Source organism: Paraburkholderia sp. JHI2823, from assembly GCF_038900695.1.
GTDB classification, from domain to species: domain Bacteria; phylum Pseudomonadota; class Gammaproteobacteria; order Burkholderiales; family Burkholderiaceae; genus Paraburkholderia; species Paraburkholderia mimosarum.
The window spans coordinates 239946-256198 of sequence record NZ_JAYMRY010000002.1 but is presented as its reverse complement, the minus strand read 5'-3'; the positions used below and the strand labels follow the sequence as shown (position 1 = coordinate 256198).

General features: G+C 65.5%; 15 protein-coding genes. 11 read left to right on the top strand and 4 right to left on the bottom strand.

The annotated features are described in order from the left end of the window. Positions 1–39: 39 nt before the first annotated feature. Positions 40–2931: an excinuclease ABC subunit UvrA gene (uvrA, locus tag VSR34_RS03695; RefSeq protein ID WP_342961893.1), complete on the bottom strand. Its 2892-nt coding sequence runs from the start codon at positions 2929–2931 to the stop codon at positions 40–42. 228 nt (positions 2932–3159) lie between these two features. Between uvrA and VSR34_RS03690 the strand changes: the two genes are divergently transcribed. Beyond that, complete coding sequence (locus tag VSR34_RS03690; RefSeq protein ID WP_342961892.1) at positions 3160–4353, top strand: MFS transporter; 1194 nt, start codon at positions 3160–3162, stop codon at positions 4351–4353. Positions 4354–4529: 176 nt separating this feature from the next. Further along, positions 4530–5060 carry a single-stranded DNA-binding protein gene (locus VSR34_RS03685; RefSeq protein ID WP_028209359.1) on the top strand — a complete coding sequence of 177 codons (531 nt, stop codon included), beginning with the start codon at positions 4530–4532 and terminating at the stop codon, positions 5058–5060. A gap of 83 nt (positions 5061–5143) precedes the next feature. Here VSR34_RS03685 and VSR34_RS03680 read toward each other — a convergent pair whose 3' ends face one another. Together VSR34_RS03680 and VSR34_RS03675 are read right to left on the bottom strand one after the other, a co-directional pair. Beyond that, positions 5144–5548 (bottom strand): transcriptional regulator, encoded by a 405-nt coding sequence (locus VSR34_RS03680; RefSeq protein ID WP_042288227.1) that lies wholly within the window; start codon positions 5546–5548, stop codon positions 5144–5146. A gap of 5 nt (positions 5549–5553) precedes the next feature. Continuing rightward, on the bottom strand, positions 5554–5856 hold the full coding sequence (locus VSR34_RS03675; protein WP_028209360.1) for a type II toxin-antitoxin system HigB family toxin: 303 nt from the start codon (positions 5854–5856) through the stop codon (positions 5554–5556). 322 nt (positions 5857–6178) lie between these two features. Between VSR34_RS03675 and hcp the strand changes: the two genes are divergently transcribed. The 4 genes from hcp to VSR34_RS03655 all read left to right on the top strand — a co-directional run bounded on the left by hcp (position 6179) and on the right by VSR34_RS03655 (position 10690). Beyond that, positions 6179–7846: a hydroxylamine reductase gene (gene hcp, locus VSR34_RS03670; RefSeq protein ID WP_342961891.1), complete on the top strand. Its 1668-nt coding sequence runs from the start codon at positions 6179–6181 to the stop codon at positions 7844–7846. Positions 7847–7863: 17 nt separating this feature from the next. Beyond that, the gene (locus VSR34_RS03665; protein WP_342961961.1) at positions 7864–8886 is read left to right on the top strand and encodes a 2Fe-2S iron-sulfur cluster binding domain-containing protein; all 1023 of its coding nucleotides are present in this window, start codon (positions 7864–7866) and stop codon (positions 8884–8886) included. A gap of 167 nt (positions 8887–9053) precedes the next feature. Further along, the gene (locus tag VSR34_RS03660; RefSeq protein WP_342961890.1) at positions 9054–9722 is read left to right on the top strand and encodes a PAS domain-containing protein; all 669 of its coding nucleotides are present in this window, start codon (positions 9054–9056) and stop codon (positions 9720–9722) included. Continuing rightward, the gene (locus VSR34_RS03655; protein ID WP_342961889.1) at positions 9719–10690 is read left to right on the top strand and encodes a threo-3-hydroxy-L-aspartate ammonia-lyase; all 972 of its coding nucleotides are present in this window, start codon (positions 9719–9721) and stop codon (positions 10688–10690) included. The genes VSR34_RS03660 and VSR34_RS03655 overlap by 4 nt, the downstream gene beginning before the upstream one ends. A gap of 155 nt (positions 10691–10845) precedes the next feature. On the opposite strand, the gene VSR34_RS03650 is transcribed toward VSR34_RS03655, so the two are convergent. After that, complete coding sequence (locus tag VSR34_RS03650) at positions 10846–11730, bottom strand: LysR family transcriptional regulator (protein WP_342961888.1); 885 nt, start codon at positions 11728–11730, stop codon at positions 10846–10848. A gap of 126 nt (positions 11731–11856) precedes the next feature. Here VSR34_RS03650 and VSR34_RS03645 point away from each other — a divergent pair, with 126 nt between their 5' ends. The 5 genes from VSR34_RS03645 (at position 11857) to VSR34_RS03625 (ending at position 16247) form a co-directional block, all read left to right on the top strand. Then, complete coding sequence (locus VSR34_RS03645; RefSeq protein ID WP_342961887.1) at positions 11857–13179, top strand: MFS transporter; 1323 nt, start codon at positions 11857–11859, stop codon at positions 13177–13179. A 238-nt stretch (positions 13180–13417) separates the two neighbouring features. Further along, on the top strand, positions 13418–14059 hold the full coding sequence (locus tag VSR34_RS03640; RefSeq protein ID WP_342961886.1) for a response regulator transcription factor: 642 nt from the start codon (positions 13418–13420) through the stop codon (positions 14057–14059). After that, positions 14056–14859 carry a response regulator transcription factor gene (locus VSR34_RS03635; protein ID WP_342961885.1) on the top strand — a complete coding sequence of 268 codons (804 nt, stop codon included), beginning with the start codon at positions 14056–14058 and terminating at the stop codon, positions 14857–14859. Before VSR34_RS03640 ends, VSR34_RS03635 begins: the two co-directional genes overlap by 4 nt. A 258-nt stretch (positions 14860–15117) precedes the next feature. Next, positions 15118–15258, top strand: coding sequence for a hypothetical protein (locus VSR34_RS03630; RefSeq protein WP_342961884.1), 141 nt, complete (start codon positions 15118–15120; stop codon positions 15256–15258). Positions 15259–15527: 269 nt separating this feature from the next. Next, a complete protein-coding gene (locus VSR34_RS03625; protein WP_342961883.1) occupies positions 15528–16247 on the top strand; it encodes an aquaporin in 720 nt (239 codons plus the stop codon). Positions 16248–16253 lie beyond the last annotated feature (6 nt).

The window sequence follows — 16253 nt, the reverse complement described above, 5'->3', positions numbered from 1 at the left end:
GCTAATTTTTCCGGCTCCGTTGCCGGCCCGGTTACCTGTTTACTTGCCCGAGGCCGTGTCGAGCGCGGCTATCTGGCGCTTGAGCAGCGGCGCGAGATAGCGGCCCGTAAAGCTCGCCTTCGACTTCGCCACCTCCTCGGGCGTGCCCTGGGCCACGATCTGGCCGCCGCCCGCGCCGCCTTCGGGGCCCATGTCCACGATCCAGTCGGCGGTTTTGATGACATCGAGATTATGCTCGATGATGACCACCGTATTGCCCTGATCTCGCAGCCGGTGAATCACTTCGAGCAGGAGTGCGATGTCGTGGAAGTGCAGGCCCGTGGTCGGTTCATCGAGTATATACAGCGTGCGGCCCGTGTCCCGCTTGGAAAGCTCCAGCGAAAGCTTCACCCGCTGCGCCTCGCCGCCCGAAAGCGTGGTGGCCGACTGGCCGAGGCGGATATAGCCCAGACCCACGTCGAGCAGCGTCTTGAGCTTGCGCGCCACGACCGGCACGGCCTTGAAGAACTCGTAGGCGGCTTCGACGGTCATGTCGAGCACTTCGCTGATGTTCCGGCCCTTGTACTGGATCTCCAGCGTCTCGCGGTTGTAGCGCTTGCCGTGGCAGACGTCGCAGGGCACATAGACGTCCGGCAGGAAGTGCATTTCCACCTTGAGCACGCCGTCGCCCTGGCAGCTTTCGCAGCGGCCGCCCTTCACGTTGAACGAGAAGCGGCCCGATTCGTAGCCGCGTTCCTTGGCCGCCGGCACGCCCGCGAACAACTCGCGGATGGGCGTGAAGAGGCCCGTATAGGTGGCCGGGTTCGAGCGCGGCGTGCGGCCGATCGGCGACTGGTCGACGTTGATGACCTTGTCGAAGTGCTCGAGGCCCTCGATGGCCTCGAACGGCGCCGGTTCCGCCGACGAGCCATACAGATGCTGCGACACGGCGTGATACAGCGTGTCGTTGATGAGCGTGGACTTGCCCGAGCCGGAAACCCCCGTCACGCAGGTGAGCAGCCCCACCGGCAGGTCGAGCGTCACGTGCTTGAGGTTGTTGCCGTGCGCCTCGACGATGCGCAGGCGGCGCTCGCCGGGCTCGATGCGTTCGTCGGGATAGTCGATGCGGCGCGCGCCCGAGAGGTACTGGCCCGTCATCGAGGCCGGGTCGCGCTCGATGTCCTGAGGCGTGCCCTGGGCGATCACCATGCCGCCGTGCTCGCCGGCGCCCGGACCCATATCGACCACATAGTCGGCCATGCGGATCATGTCCTCGTCGTGCTCGACGACGATCACGGAGTTGCCGAGGTCGCGCAGGTGCTTGAGCGTGGCGATGAGGCGGTCGTTGTCGCGCTGATGCAGGCCGATGGAGGGCTCGTCGAGCACGTACATCACGCCCGTGAGGCCCGAGCCGATCTGCGAGGCGAGGCGGATGCGCTGCGCCTCGCCGCCGGAGAGCGTTTCGGCGCTGCGTTCGAGCGAGAGATAGTCGAGCCCGACGTTGTTGAGAAACATGAGGCGCGCAACGATCTCCTTGACCACCTTGTCGGCGATCTCGCGCTTGGCGCCTTCGAGGCGCAGCGTCTGGAAGTAGCCTAGCGTGTCGCGCAGCGGCCAGCCGCTCACTTCATAGATGGCGCGCGCGTCCTCGTTCGCACCGATGCGCACGAAGCGCGCTTCGCGGCGCAGGCGCGTGCCTTCGCAGTGCGGGCAGGCCTGGTTGTTCTGGTATTTCGAAAGCTCCTCGCGCACGGCGGCCGAGTCGGTTTCGCGGTAGCGGCGCTCGAGATTCGGGATGATCCCTTCGAATACGTGCTCGCGCACCGAGGTGCGGCCGCGCTCGTTGATGTACGAAAACGGGATTTCCTGCTTGCCCGAGCCGTACAGCAGGATCTTGCGCACCTTTTCTGGCAGGTCTTCGAACGCGGTGTCGATGTCGAAGTCGTAGAACGCGGCCAGACTCTGCAGCATCTGGAAGTAGAACTGGTTGCGCCGGTCCCAGCCCTTCACCGCGCCCGCGGCGAGCGAAAGCGACGGGTGCGCCACCACGCGCTTCGGATCGAAGAACGTGATCTGGCCGAGGCCGTCGCATTCGGGGCACGCGCCCATCGGGTTGTTGAACGAGAAGAGTCGCGGCTCCAGCTCCGGCAGCGAGTAGGAGCAGATGGGGCAGGCGAACTTCGAGCTGAAGAGATGCTCCTTGTCCGTGTCCATTTCGAGCGCGATGGCGCGGCCGTCGGAGAGGCGCAGCGCGGTTTCGAACGACTCGGCGAGACGCTGCTTCATGTCGGGGCGCACCTTCAGCCGGTCGACGACCACGTCGATGGTGTGGCGCTCGCTCTTCTTGAGCTTGGGCAGCGACTCGACTTCGTAGATCTTCGCTTCCCCTTCGTTGGCCGTGCCGCCGCCCGAGCGCACGCGAAAGCGCACGAAGCCCTGCGCCTGCATGTCGTCGAAGAGTTCGGCGTGCTCCCCTTTGCGGTCGACGATCACGGGCGCGAGGATCATGAGCTTCGTTTCCTCGGGCAGGGCGAGCGCGGCGTCCACCATCTGCGAGACGCTCTGCGATTCCAGCGGAATCTCGTGATCCGGGCAGTAGGGCGTGCCGATGCGTGCGTAGAGCAGCCGCAGGTAGTCGTGGATCTCGGTGACCGTGCCCACCGTGGAGCGCGGATTGTGCGAGGTGGCCTTTTGCTCGATGGAAATTGCCGGCGACAGACCCTCGATCAGATCGACGTCGGGTTTCTCCATGAGCTGCAGGAACTGGCGCGCGTAGGCCGAGAGGCTCTCCACGTAGCGGCGCTGGCCTTCGGCGTAGAGCGTGTCGAACGCCAGCGAGGACTTGCCCGAGCCGGAGAGCCCGGTGATCACCACGAGCTTGTGGCGCGGCAGGTCCAGATTGACGTTCTTCAGGTTGTGGGTTCGGGCCCCACGGATACGGATCTGTTCCATGAACCTGCGCGAGAAAGGGAAACCAAACCTGCTACTATAGCGACTTTTCCAGACCGCCGTTACGGCTTGCTGACGGTCTTCGAAGGGGCCCGGAGCGGCATATGCAAGGCCCCCGAAAGTGGCGCGTCAGGCGGCGTCCGCCAGGTCCGCGCTTCGTCTGGTTGAGTCTGGTTACCAACGTGCGGGTACTTGCGGCATTTGACTGCGGCCCAAACACACAACGCTCCGATGTCCTCCAATTCACCCGCTACCTCCTCACGCATGAGCGCGCCCGAGCTGCGCGCGACCGTATCGCTCGCGGCGATCTTCGCGCTGCGCATGCTGGGCCTCTTCATGATCATGCCGGTGTTTTCGGTCTACGCGAAAACCATTCCCGGCGGCGACAATCTGCTGCTGGTCGGCATCGCGCTCGGCGCGTACGGCGTGACGCAGTCGCTTCTCTATATCTTCTACGGCTGGGCTTCCGATATGGTGGGCCGCAAGCCCGTCATCGCCACCGGCCTCGTCATTTTCGCGATTGGCAGCTTCGTCGCCGCGGGCGCGCACGACATGATGTGGATCATCGTCGGCCGGGTCATCCAGGGCATGGGCGCGGTGTCTTCGGCGGTGCTCGCGTTCATCGCCGATCTGACCGCCGAGGAGAACCGCACCAAGGCCATGGCGATGGTGGGCGGCTCGATCGGCATCTCGTTCGCCGTGGCCATCGTGGGCGCGCCGATCGTGTTTCACTGGGTCGGCATGAGCGGCCTGTTCGCGCTCGTCGGCGTGTTCTCGATTCTCGCGGTGGGCGTGGTGATCTGGGTCGTGCCCGATTCGCCGAAGAAGCCCGTGCACGTGCGCGCCCCGTTCGCCGAGGTGCTGCACAACGTCGAACTGCTGCGCCTGAATTTCGGCGTGCTCGTGCTGCACGCCACGCAAACTGCGCTCTTTCTCGTCGTGCCGCGCCTGCTCGTGGATGCGGGCCTGCCGGTCGCGTCGCACTGGAAGATTTATCTGCCGGTCATGGGCCTTGCGTTCGTCATGATGGTGCCGGCCATCATCGCCGCGGAGAAGCGGGGCAAGATGAAGGCCGTCGTGGTATCGGCCATTGGTCTTATCCTGATCGGCCAGCTGTTGCTCGGCTCGCTGGCACATACACTTGTCATCGTGTCGGCCGTGCTGTTCGTGTACTTCCTCGGCTTCAACATCCTGGAGGCGTCGCAGCCGTCGCTGGTTTCCAAGCTCGCGCCGGGCAACCGCAAGGGCGCGGCCACGGGCGTGTACAACACCACGCAGTCGATCGGGCTCGCGCTCGGCGGCGTGGTGGGCGGCTGGCTGCTCAAGCACGACGGCGCGAGCGCCGTGTTCTATGCGTGCTCGGGGCTCGTCTTGTGCTGGCTTATAATCGCGGCCAATATGAAGGCGCCGCCAAAGCGGGCTTGAACCCAGCGGGCTTGAACCCAGCGGGCTTGATCCCGGCGGGCCTTTATTCGAACCAGTGGTTCACAGCAAGCAACGCAATTCGCGGAGGCGGTTTGCGACTGGCGAAGGCGCATTAAGCGCTAGCCGGCGCGTGCCGCGCGGCCGCTCCTCGCAACGGAATCAAACAGGAGAAATTCATGGCATCCGTGAACAAGGTGATCCTCGTCGGCAACCTCGGCGCCGATCCGGAAGTGCGCTATCTGCCGAGCGGCGACGCCGTGGCGAACATCCGCCTCGCCACGACGGACCGTTACAAGGACAAGGCGTCCGGTGAGTTCAAGGAAATGACCGAATGGCACCGGGTGTCGTTCTTCGGGCGTCTGGCCGAGATCGTCTCGGAGTACCTCAAGAAGGGCTCGTCGGTGTATATCGAAGGCCGCATCCGCACGCGCAAGTGGCAGGCCCAGGACGGCACCGACCGTTACTCGACGGAAATCGTCGCCGACCAGATGCAGATGCTGGGCGGCCGCAGCGGCGGCGCCTCGATGGGCAGCGACGCGGGCGATGACGGCGGCTACAGCCGTGAGCCGTCGGCACCGCGCGGCGGCGGTCGTGCGGCGGGCGGCGGCGGTGCGCCGCGTTCGAGCGGTGGCGGCGCCGGTGGCGGCCGTTCGAGCGCGCCGGCTGGCGGCGGCTTTGATGAGATGGACGACGATATTCCGTTCTGAACGGAACCTTTTCGCTGCCTGTCAAATGCTGGCCGGAAGACCAGACGTAATCAACCGGTTACGTGTGGTCCATCCGGCCTTCTTCATTGTGTTCGCTTCATTTCCCCGCGTGCAGTCTGGCTGCAATTTTCCTCTCCGATGAGTACTTCGGCCGGGATATTCAATCCTCGATTCAGGCGACGAATCATGGCCAGGCTTAGCCCACGTTTTCGATTGAGCACTTCGTAGACTCTGTTCAGATTGCCGAGATACGGCTGCATGTCGCTGGCCGACAGCCCAGCCTGCTCCATCCGGAATTTGATGGCCTCGACAGGATCGGGAAGATCGAGAGGAAAGTGTTCAGTTTCGTAGCGCTCGACCAAGGTAGCCAGGATTTCCAGGCGGTCCCCTTCCGGCGTGCCCGGAGCCGGGTCGGCGTCAACCAGGCTCGAAACGGTCTGCAACGCTTCGTGGTAATCGCGTTCGTTGTGGATCGGGCGAATGTCCATCGTGGCTACTCCAGTTCTACAGTTTCAGCATCGATCCTGTCGTACTCGCCATGAGTTCCGACGAACTTGATGTAGACGACGCCGATGCGGTAGGCGACTGCAACGACCAGTCTGTAGTCGTTGCCTTTGACGTTGAATACCACCCGGTTGCGTCCGACGAAGCTCGCGCTCGAATATCTGGCCTTAATGTCCTGCGGTGTCATCCAGACGGCTTTAACGGCTTCCTCGTGCCATGCGAGTATCGATTGCCGCGCGACCGGATGCTTGTCGCAGAACGCCAGGAGGACTTTTTTCGCAACGACTCTCATCGGGCAGAGATTAGTCCCATATTGGGACTAATGCAAGCGTCGTGGCATCGCTGTTGGCGAAAGGTCGTACCTCTTTGCAAATTCGGATGTCCCTCCTTTCAAGACGGAGCGGCACCGGGAAGCGGTGTTGTCGATTAGCACGACCCGCCGGCAGCGCTGCGGCGTTTTCGCACACGTCACCGCATTTGCGCCTGAAGCGCCACTTTTCCTGATTTTTGTCACGGCACAACTCCCGCCGGCGCGTCACCATTTAAAAGATGCATTTATTTTGCATCTTACATGACAGCTCGCGCCGTCACCCCACAAGGAAAAGGAGAAAGCCGTGTTTTGCTATCAATGTGAACAGACCGACCGCACCCAGGCCACACCGGGGTGCGCCTCGGCCAGGGGCAACTGCGGCAAGGACGCCACGACGGCGGATCTGCAGGACCTGCTGATCTACGCGGCCAAGGGCATCGCACAGTATGGCGCGCTCGCGCGCAGCCTCGGCAGCCCCGATCGCGAAGCCGACCGCTTCATTCTGTACGCGCTGTTCACAACGCTCACCAACGTCAACTTCAATGCAAGCCGATTCGTGGCGATGCTGCGCGAGGCCGCGCAACACCGCGATCGCGCCAAGGCGACCTGCGAGGCGCTCGCGCTCGCACAAGGCGCCGCCGCGGCGCAACCATCCGGCGCCGCGCTCTGGCAGCCGGGCAACGATCTGGCTGAACTCCAGGCGCAGGCCGCGCTCGTCGGCATCCGGTCCGGGCTCGCGGAGGTCGGCGAGGACGTTGTGGGCCTGCGCGCCCTCGTGCTTTACGGTCTCAAGGGCGTGTGCGCGTACGCGCATCACGCACGCGTGCTCGGTTACGAGAGTGAAGAGGTCTACGCAGGCGTCGAGGATGCGCTGGTTTTTCTCGCGAGCGAACCCACGCAGGCCGGTGATCTGCTCGAGCACGCGCTCGCGCTCGGCAACCTCAACCTGAAAGTGATGGAACTGCTCGACGCCGCGAACACGGGCCGCTTCGGCATGCCCGAGCCCACCACCGTGCGCGTGACGCCGGTCGCGGGCAAGGCGATTCTCGTCTCGGGCCACGATCTCGGCGATCTGGAAGCGCTGCTCGAAGCAACCCAAGGCACCGGCGTGCAGGTCTATACGCATGGTGAAATGCTGCCCGCGCATGCTTACCCGAAGCTCAAGGCTTATCCGCATCTCGCCGGCAACTATGGCGGCGCGTGGCAGGACCAGCAATCGGACTTTGCCAACTTCCCCGGCCCGATCCTGATGACGTCCAACTGCCTCATCGAGCCGCTGCCGCAGTACCGTCAGCGCATCTTCACGACGGGGCCGGTGGGCTGGGCCGGCGTGCGCCATCTCGAGCATCATGCGTTCGCGCCGCTCGTGCAGGCTGCACTCGCGCTGCCCGGCTTCCGCGAAACGGCGGCCGAGGAGACCATCACGATCGGCTTTGCGCGCAACACGGTGCTCGGCGTCGCCGACAAGGTGATCGACGCGGTGAAGGCTGGCCAGATCCGCCACTTCTTCCTGATCGGCGGTTGCGACGGCGCCGCGCCGGGCCGCAACTACTACACCGAATTCGCGCAGGGCGCGCCCGACGACACCGTCGTCATGACGCTCGGCTGCAACAAGTACCGTTTCAACCGCCATCCGTTCGGCGACATCGGCGGCATTCCGCGTCTGCTCGATCTCGGCCAGTGCAACGACAGCTACTCGGCGATCCAGATCGCGATTGCGCTCTCGAAGGCCTTCGACTGCGGCGTGAACGATCTGCCGCTCACGCTCGTGGTGTCGTGGTTCGAACAGAAGGCCGCCGCGGTGCTGCTCACGCTGCTCGCGCTCGGCCTGCGCAACATCCATCTCGGGCCGACGCTGCCTGCGTTCCTCACGCCGAATGTCCTCGACATCCTCGTCAAGCAGTTCGGCATCGCGCCGATCGGCGAGGCGAAAGCGGACCTCGAGGCCGCGCTCGCATGCAAGGCCGCATGAGCGCGGGTGAAGACGCCATGAGTTATCAGATCGAGCTCATCACGCGCGACGGCCAGGCGTTCGGCTTCGCATGCGCGCCGGGCCAGGACGTGCTGAGCGCGGCGGCGGCGGCGGACATCACGCTGCCGTCGCAGTGCAAGCGCGGCAGCTGCGGCGCCTGCCATGCCACCGTGACAGAAGGTGCGTACACGCTCGGCGATCACAGCGCCGATGCGCTTCCTTCCGGCGACCCGCGGGCGGTCCTGCTGTGCCGCACGACGCCTGCGGCCGACCTGCGCGTGGCCGCGCCGTACGACCACTCGAAGGTGCTGCTGCAACCGGTGGCCGAGCGCTGGGCGCGCATCGTTGCTCTGGAGACGATCGCCGACGACACGCGACGCCTCGAACTGCAGCTCGAACCCGACGATGCCAACGGCAGCGCCGCCGAATTCGAAGCAGGCCAGTTCGTCGAGCTGGGCCTGCCCGGAAGCGACGTGCGGCGGCCGTTCTCGCTCGCCAACACGAGCAACTGGGAAGGGCGACTCGAGTTTCTGATCCGGCTGCGGCCGGAAGGCGAGTTTTCGGCGTATCTGCGCGAGCGCGCGCAGCCCGGCGACATGCTTGCCGTGCGCGGCCCGCAAGGCGGCTTCGGCATGATCGCCGACAGCCTGCGTCCGCGCTGGTTCGTGGCGGGCGGAACGGGCCTCGCGCCCGTGCTGTCGATGCTGCGCCGCATGGCCGAGTATCAGGAGATGAACGATGCACGGCTCTTCTTCGGCGTGAATCGCGCAAGCGAGCTTTTCATGCTCGATGCGCTGGACGAGCTTCAGGCGGCGTTGCCGCAGTTGCGCGTCGAAGTTTGCGTTCGCGAAGCGACCGATGAAGGGCAGGGCTCGCACGGCACGCCGGTCGACGCGCTCGCCGCCGCGCTCGCCGCCGGCGGCCCGGCGCCGGACCTCTATGTGTGCGGGCCGCCCGCCATGGTGAGCGCGGCGCAGGCGATGGCGGCGCGCGCGCGGGTGCCGTCCGCACAGTTCGTCAGCGAGCGGTTCACCGTCTGAGTGACGGCGCTGCGCAATGTGTTGTCTTTCTTCGTGTCTGTTGAACCCGCCTTCGGGCGGGTTTTTTTCACGCATCGCGCGGTCCGGGGCGGCGTTGCCAAAGCGATGAACCGAAGCCTTGGCCTCACTTGATTGACATTCCGTCATTTACTGTCAAAATATCCAATATGAAGCCAACCCGCCAAAGACGCTCCAGCCGTTCATCTGAGGAAAACGCACTGCTGCTGCGCGAGGGCGAGAAGATCGTCGCGGCGCTCGGCCAGTCTCTCGCGCCGCTCGTGGAAGTGGTGCTGCACGATCTCATGCGGCCCGAGCAGTCGGTCGTGGCGATCGCGAACAACCTGTCCGGGCGGCAGGTCGGCGATGCCGCCACCGAAATGGGTCTCGCGCGCATCACCGATCCCGGTTTTCCCGAAGTCGTGGCCAACTATCCGAACCGCTTTCCCGACGGGCGTCCCGCCAAGAGCACGTCGATCGGCCTGAAAAACAGCGCGGGCGAGTACGTCGCAGCCATCTGCCTGAACATGGATGTTTCTCTGCTCAGCGCGGTGACGGCAGGCCTCGGCCAACTGATCCAGACCGGCAGCGCCGCGCCGGTGGCCGAAACGCTCGCGCCGCGCGCCGCCGGCTGCGTGCGCGAGGCGCTCGAACGTTTCGCGGCCACGCGCAATACCACGCCCATCGGCATGACGCTCGCGCAGCGTCGCGAAGCCGTGCGCGAACTCGCGGCGAGCGGCCTTCTGAACCTGCGCCATGCGCTCGCCGACGTGGCCGCCACGCTCGGCGTCGCGCGCTCGACCGTCTACACCTACCTGCCTGTGGAAGAACGAATATGAGCACGTTGCCCATTACCTTCGAAGACGTCGTTGCCGCCCACGACCGCCTGCGCGGCGTCGCGCACCGCACACCGGTCCTGACTTCGCGCACCGCGAACGAGCGCTCGGGCGCGCAGCTTTTCTTCAAGTGCGAGAACCTCCAGCGCATGGGCGCGTTCAAGTTCCGTGGCGCCTACAACGCGATTGCACAGTTCACGCCGGAGCAGAAGGCGGGCGGCGTGATCACGTTTTCGTCCGGCAACCATGCGCAGGCGATCGCACTGTCGGCAAGCCTGCTCGGCGTGAAGTCCGTGATCGTGATGCCGTATGACGCGCCTGCCGTCAAAGTCGAGGCCACGCGCGGCTATGGCGGCGAGATCGTCTTCTATGACCGTTACACGGAGGACCGCGAGGCGCTCGGGCAGCGCCTCGCGGCCGAGCGCGGCCTCACGCTGATTCCGCCCTACGATCATGCGCACGTGATGGCCGGGCAGGGCACCGCAGCGAAGGAGCTGTTCGAGGAAGCGGGCGAGCTCGACCTGTTGCTCACGCCGCTCGGCGGCGGCGGCCTGCTTTCGGGATGCGCGACTGCGGCGCATGCGCTCGCGCCCGCGTGCGCGGTGGTCGGCGTAGAGCCGGAGGCCGGCAACGACGGCCAGCGCAGTCTGCAGACGGGCAAGATCGTCCATATCGACACACCGAAGACGCTCGCGGATGGCGCGCAGACCCAGCATCTGGGCAATCTGACCTTCGAGGTGATTCGCGAGCGAGTCAGCGAAATCGTTACGGTGAGCGACGCCGAACTCGTCGACACGATGCAGTTTTTCGCGAGCCGCATGAAGATCGTGGTCGAACCCACGGGATGCCTCGCGGCGGCCGCGGTGCTGCACGGCAAGGTGGATGTGCGCGGCAAGCGCGTGGGCGTGCTCATCTCCGGGGGCAACGTGGACCTTTTGCGCTTTGCGGAGCTCGTGCAGGCGGCGGGCTGATACGTCGCGGCCGATACGTTCCGGGAGCAGGGATGTAGTTGGCGGGGGCGCCTGGCTGGGGGGCGCCGAGCTGGGGGCGCCGAGCCGGGGGCGCCGAGCCGGGGGCGCCGCGCCGAACTTAGGGCGCCGAGCCCAAGGGCGCCGGACCAGGCGCCTCAGCCGAGCAGTTCCGCGAGCGCCGCGCGCGCGTTCGTCACATGTGCGGACTCGCCCGGCTGGCCCGGCAGCAGATGGAATTCGGCCGCGGGCAACGCGGGCAAGCCGAATGAAGCGGGGCAAGGCATCAGTCCTTCCCCGATCGCCGACTCGTTCAGACACGAGATTCCGAGGCCCGCCCTGAGCGCGAGCTGCAGCCCGGCCACACCCGAAGCCGAATGCGAAATGAGGTAAGGCATGCGCGCTTCATCGAGCAATCTCACCACGCGGCGCTGCAACTGGCAGGTCGAAGGCAGCAGCACGAGCGGCCACGGCGGTGCGAGCGCGGGCCGCTCGCTCAGCGTTTGCGCCGCGCTTACCCAGACGAGCTTCTCGCGCCGTATCGCCGTGCTTTTGTGCGCCGCTGCGGCTGGGCTTCTTGCCTCCACGAGCCGCAGCGAGACGCCGATATCGAACGCGTTTCCTTCGGCGCTGCTGTCGATCACGGCGCTCGGCAGCACGGTCACGTGCAGACGCAATCGCGGATGCTGACTCGCGAAGCGCCGGATTATTTCGGCGATGTCGTGCGGGCGGTAGTAGTCCGTGATCGCGATGCGCACCTCGCCGTCGAGCGTGCGGCCGAGCATGTCGTCGAACGCGGCGTCGCACAGCGCGACGATGCGGCGCGCGTGATCGAGCAGCTTCGCCCCCGCCGGCGTGGCGGACATGCCCTGCTTGCTGCGCACGAAAAGCGGTTGGCCGATGCGTTCTTCGAGCTTCTTGAGCTGCTCGCTCACCGATGACTGCGAGAGGAACACGCGCTCGGCGCCCGCCGAGACGCTGCCCGCCTCGGCGACGGCAATCAACGTGCGCAGTTGCGCAAGATCGAAACCACGTGCGTTCATGACTTTGCCTCGCGCGGCGCCGGTGATGATTCGGAAAATCCGAACCATCGGTCCGGAAAATCCAGCTTTTCCGATAGATGCTGCGCCTCTACGATGCCTTCAGTCAACCGCTTTCTGGAGGTCATCATGGGACACGGAGCCACACGGAACGCCGCACACCGCTGGAAGGTGCTCGCGGTGGGCGTCGCGGCCAACGCCAGTTTCGCCGCGGCGCTCGGCGGCATTCCCGCGACGGCCGTGTTGATTCGCGCGCACTATCACATCGGCACGGCAGCGCTCGGCATGGTGCTCGGCATGCTCGGGCTCGGCATTGTGCTGAGCGAGCTTCCCTGGGGACTCCTGACGGATCGATGGGGCGACCGGCGCGTGCTGCTCACGGGGCTCTGTGCGACGGCGCTCGCGCTCCTCGCGATGGCGGTCTGGTGCGCGCCCGTGGGCGCGCACGTGCCGGGCGTGTCGCTGCTCGCGTCGGGCCTGCTCGCGTTGGGCCTCTTTGGCGGCAGTGTGAACGGATCGAGCGGGCGCGCGGTGATGGCGTGGTTCTCCGCGCAGGAGCGCGGCCTTGCGATGAGCATCCGGCAAACCGCCGTGCCGGCCGGCGGCGGGCTCGGCGCGCTCGCGCTGCCCGCCCTTGCCGACCATGCGGGCTTCGCGGCCGTGTTCGGCGCGCTTGCCGTAATCTGCGCGGCGTCAGCCGTGCTCACCATCGTCTGGCTGCGCGAGCCGGAGCACGAGTACGATGCCGCGCCCGCGCCGCTTGCCTCGCGCGAGCCCGGCGCGCTGAGCGAACGCGCGTTATCGCCGCTGCGCTCGATGACGGTGTGGCGCACGGTGACGGGCATCGGCGTCTTATGCATTCCCCAGGTGGCCGTGCTTTCGTTCGCCAGCATCTTCCTGCATGACGTCGGACATGCGGGCACGGCGGCTGTCAGTGCGACGCTTGCCGCCGTGCAAGGCGGCGCGGCATTCATGCGTGTCTACGGCGGTCGCTGGACCGATCGGCACGGTGACCGGCGCGTCTGGTTGCGCGGCTGTACGGCGCTCACCGTCGCCATTTTCTCCGTGCTCGCCATGCTGACCGCACTCGTGCCCCAAACGCATCGTGCAAGTAGCGCATTCGTCGTGCTGCTTGCCTCGGTGATCGTACTCGGCGGCATTGCCGCTTCCGCATGGCATGGCGTCGCATTCACCGAACTCGCGACGCTGGCTGGCCCGGGCCGTGCAGGAACCGCGCTCGCAATGGGTAACACCGGGGCATTCATCGCGTTCTTCGTCGCGCCGTCGGCGATCCCGCTATTGCTGTCATGGTTCGGATGGCCCGGCGTCTGGGTTGCGGCTGCGCTTTGCGCAGCCATGGCCTGGCCTGCCTTCGCGGTTCCGCGCGCGCATGGCAGCAGCGAGCGTGCCAGTGACAGCGGGAAACGAGCGCGCTCTCGTGCCGCGGCTTGACTCGGACGCGCGCGAATCAGATTCCTCTCAAGGGGACGGATGTCACGTAGGATTTCTTCTCTGATTCCCACTGAATTTCGCATGATTATCGCGGAAACCTGCATTCAGAATTATTTAACGTTTCGGAAATCTCCGATTTCGACGGCAGGATTTCAATGGTCAGATAAATGACCTTGCGGATGGCCCGGCCTCAGCCGCGCAGTGCGTCATCGCGGATCCACCTCGAAGGAGAGTCACTGTGAAGTTACGTGTCGTCCTGGCGGACGATCATCCGTTCGTTTTGCTGGGCGTTCGCTCCGCACTCGCGGCTGAAGGCGATGTCGAGATCGTCGGTGAAGCATGCAGCGCTAGCGAACTGTTCGAAACGCTTGAAACGGTTTCATGCGACGTCGTGGTGACGGACTTGAGCATGCCAGCCGCATCCGGCATCGCCGAAGATGGTTTGCGTCTCGTGCAGCGTTTGCGTCGTGATTGGCCCGCCATTCGCGTAGTCGTCCTGACGAGCATGGCGAACGCGACCATTCTGCGCGCGGTGGCGCACGCGGGCGTGACCGCCATGCTGCGCAAGCGCGAGCCGCTGGACGATCTCGCGGCGATCGTGCGGGGCGCCTCGCAGGGGCGTGCCCATATCAGCCCGTCGATCGAGCGGGAGGTCGCGGCTGCGGATGACTCACTTTTCCTGTGCGTTCCGCGTTTGACACCGCGCGAGTCCGAGGTGATTCGCAAGTTTGCAAGCGGCAACTCGATTACGGAAATTGCGCGCGCCCTTGGCCGCGACGTGCGCACGGTGAGCAGTCAAAAGCGCGAGGCCATGGCGAAGCTCGGCGTGAGCAGCGACGCTGGCCTCTTCGCTTTTGTTAGAGCGCACGGACTCCTATGAATCTGTCTTCTTTGCCGCTGGCGGATGGCGCCGTAACGGCAGCGGCTCATCGCCCTGCCGCAAGCGGGCGCGGCGATCCGCGCGTCGCCCTGTCCGGCGCGGCCAGGGCGGCGCCCAACAAGGCCGACCTCGCCGACACCGCGTCGCCGGTGCGCGTAATCATCGCCGACGATCATCCGGTCGTGCTCTATGCCCTGGAAAGCCTGCTCGCCAACCACCCGAACCTGCACGTCGTCGCGCGTGCGCGGAGCGTGCCTGAACTGTTCGAGGTCGCGGCGCAGCACCCGTTCGATCTCGTCCTGATGGATCTGTACATGGCGTTGCCCGGCGAACTGGATGGTCCGGAAGCCATCCGCGCCTTTCGCGGCGAGTTCCTGCACAAGGCCGTGGTCGTGCTCACGATGGAAAGCGAAGCCTCGGTGTTGCGCAAGGCCATCAATCTCGACGTGGGGGCGGTGTTGAGCAAGCGAGACCGCCTCGATCTGATCCCCGTTGCGATCGTGTCGGCGATGGCGCGCGAGCACTACGTCGGCCCCGTCGTGCGCGACCTGCTGGCGCAGGCCGAGCGCGCCGAGCGGCGCGAAGAGGTGCATCGCATCCTCACGCGGCGCGAATTCGAGGTGATTACTCACTATGCAACGGGGCTCGGCGTGACCGAAATCGCCAGCCTGCTTGGACGCAGCGTCAAGACGATCAGCGCGCAAAAGTGCGCGGCCATGAAGAAGCTCGCGCTCACCAACGATATCGAGCTCTATCGCTTCGCGCTCGAATGCGGCGTGACGCGGGCGGACCCGGTCTGAACGGGCCTGCGCGCGCACGAACTCCCATGCAAGAGAGCCGCGTCGTTCAGAACGGCATCCCTCGCGTGGGCAGGCCGCTGCGCGTGATCGTTGCCGACGACCCTGCGTGCGTCCGGCTCGGCGGGGCGAAGCTGTTGCACACCGCGGGGGCGCGCCAGTGTTGTCGGCGAAGCCTGTTACACGCTAACGCTCGCCAGCCGGCTCGCGACGAGCCAGGCGCGCACGCATGGGAAGTCTCCCAGCTCCAGGCGTTAGGGCATGTCTGTCCGTCAGATCGCCTGTCGGTTTCAGCGTAGCCGCAAGACGGTCAGCACACTTAAGCACAGCACGATGCGCAAGCAGGGTCTCGTCACGGAGCGGGATCGTATCGACTTCGCGACGCCGTCGGGACTGACCTGATGCATCGCGGGACACCGGCCTTGGAATTCTCTCTGTGTCTGTCGGAATTCGTCCTGTTTTTCCACTGCGATGCCTAGCGCGTTTTAAGAATTGTCCTATCTGATTGCGAAGTACGTCTCCTCATAATCCCAAGCTCGAAGCATGGGCCGTCAGATTGTTGCTGATGTGGTGATGCGAATGATGGGCGGCCCAGTGGGAATCGGTCCAGGAAGCTGTGCGGCGCTCCGACAGCTCATGTGCGAATTCCCTGTGGACAGGAGACCAAAACGATGAAGCTCGGTAGGCGTTTGGCGATCGAGGGCGCGGGCACCGCGTGGCTCGTATTCGCCGGTTGCGCAGCCACGGCGCTCAACGCGAGCCCTCCCTCGCAGGGCTGCAATGTGTTCGAAATGGCTGCGGCGTTCGGTTTCGCACTCACGGTGGCAAGCTATGCCGCTGCCCGGGCAGCGAGTGCCCACTTCAATCCTGCCGTGACGATCGGCTATGCGGTCTCCGGACGCTTTCCCGTGCGCGACGTCGGGCCGTACATCGCGGCGCAAACCATCGGGGCAATTCTCGGCGCGGCCTTGCTCGTCCGGGTGGCGAGCGGCCGTCCGGGCTTTTCCGTCGCGGTGTCCGACTTCGCCAGCAACGGCTACGACGAGCATTCGCCAAGCGAATACATCCTCTCCGCAGTATTCACGCTCGAACTGGCCGCATCGTTCGCGTTCGTCTTCGTCCACCTGCTGATGTCCAGCACGGCCGCTCGGCGCAAGGCGGCGGCGCTGGTCGTCGGGGCATGCCTCGCCTCGATCTATCTCATCGCCATTCCCGTGAGCAACGGCGGCGCGAATCCGGCGCGCTCGACCGCTCCCGCGATTTTTGTCGGCGAGTGGGCGCTCGACCAGCTTTGGCTCTTCTGGGCGGCGCCGCTGTCAGGGGGCGCCGCGGCCGGCATCGTCTATCGCCTCATGGGCCGCCGCCGCCCGGACCCTGGCGACAGCGCGTAGGTCCCG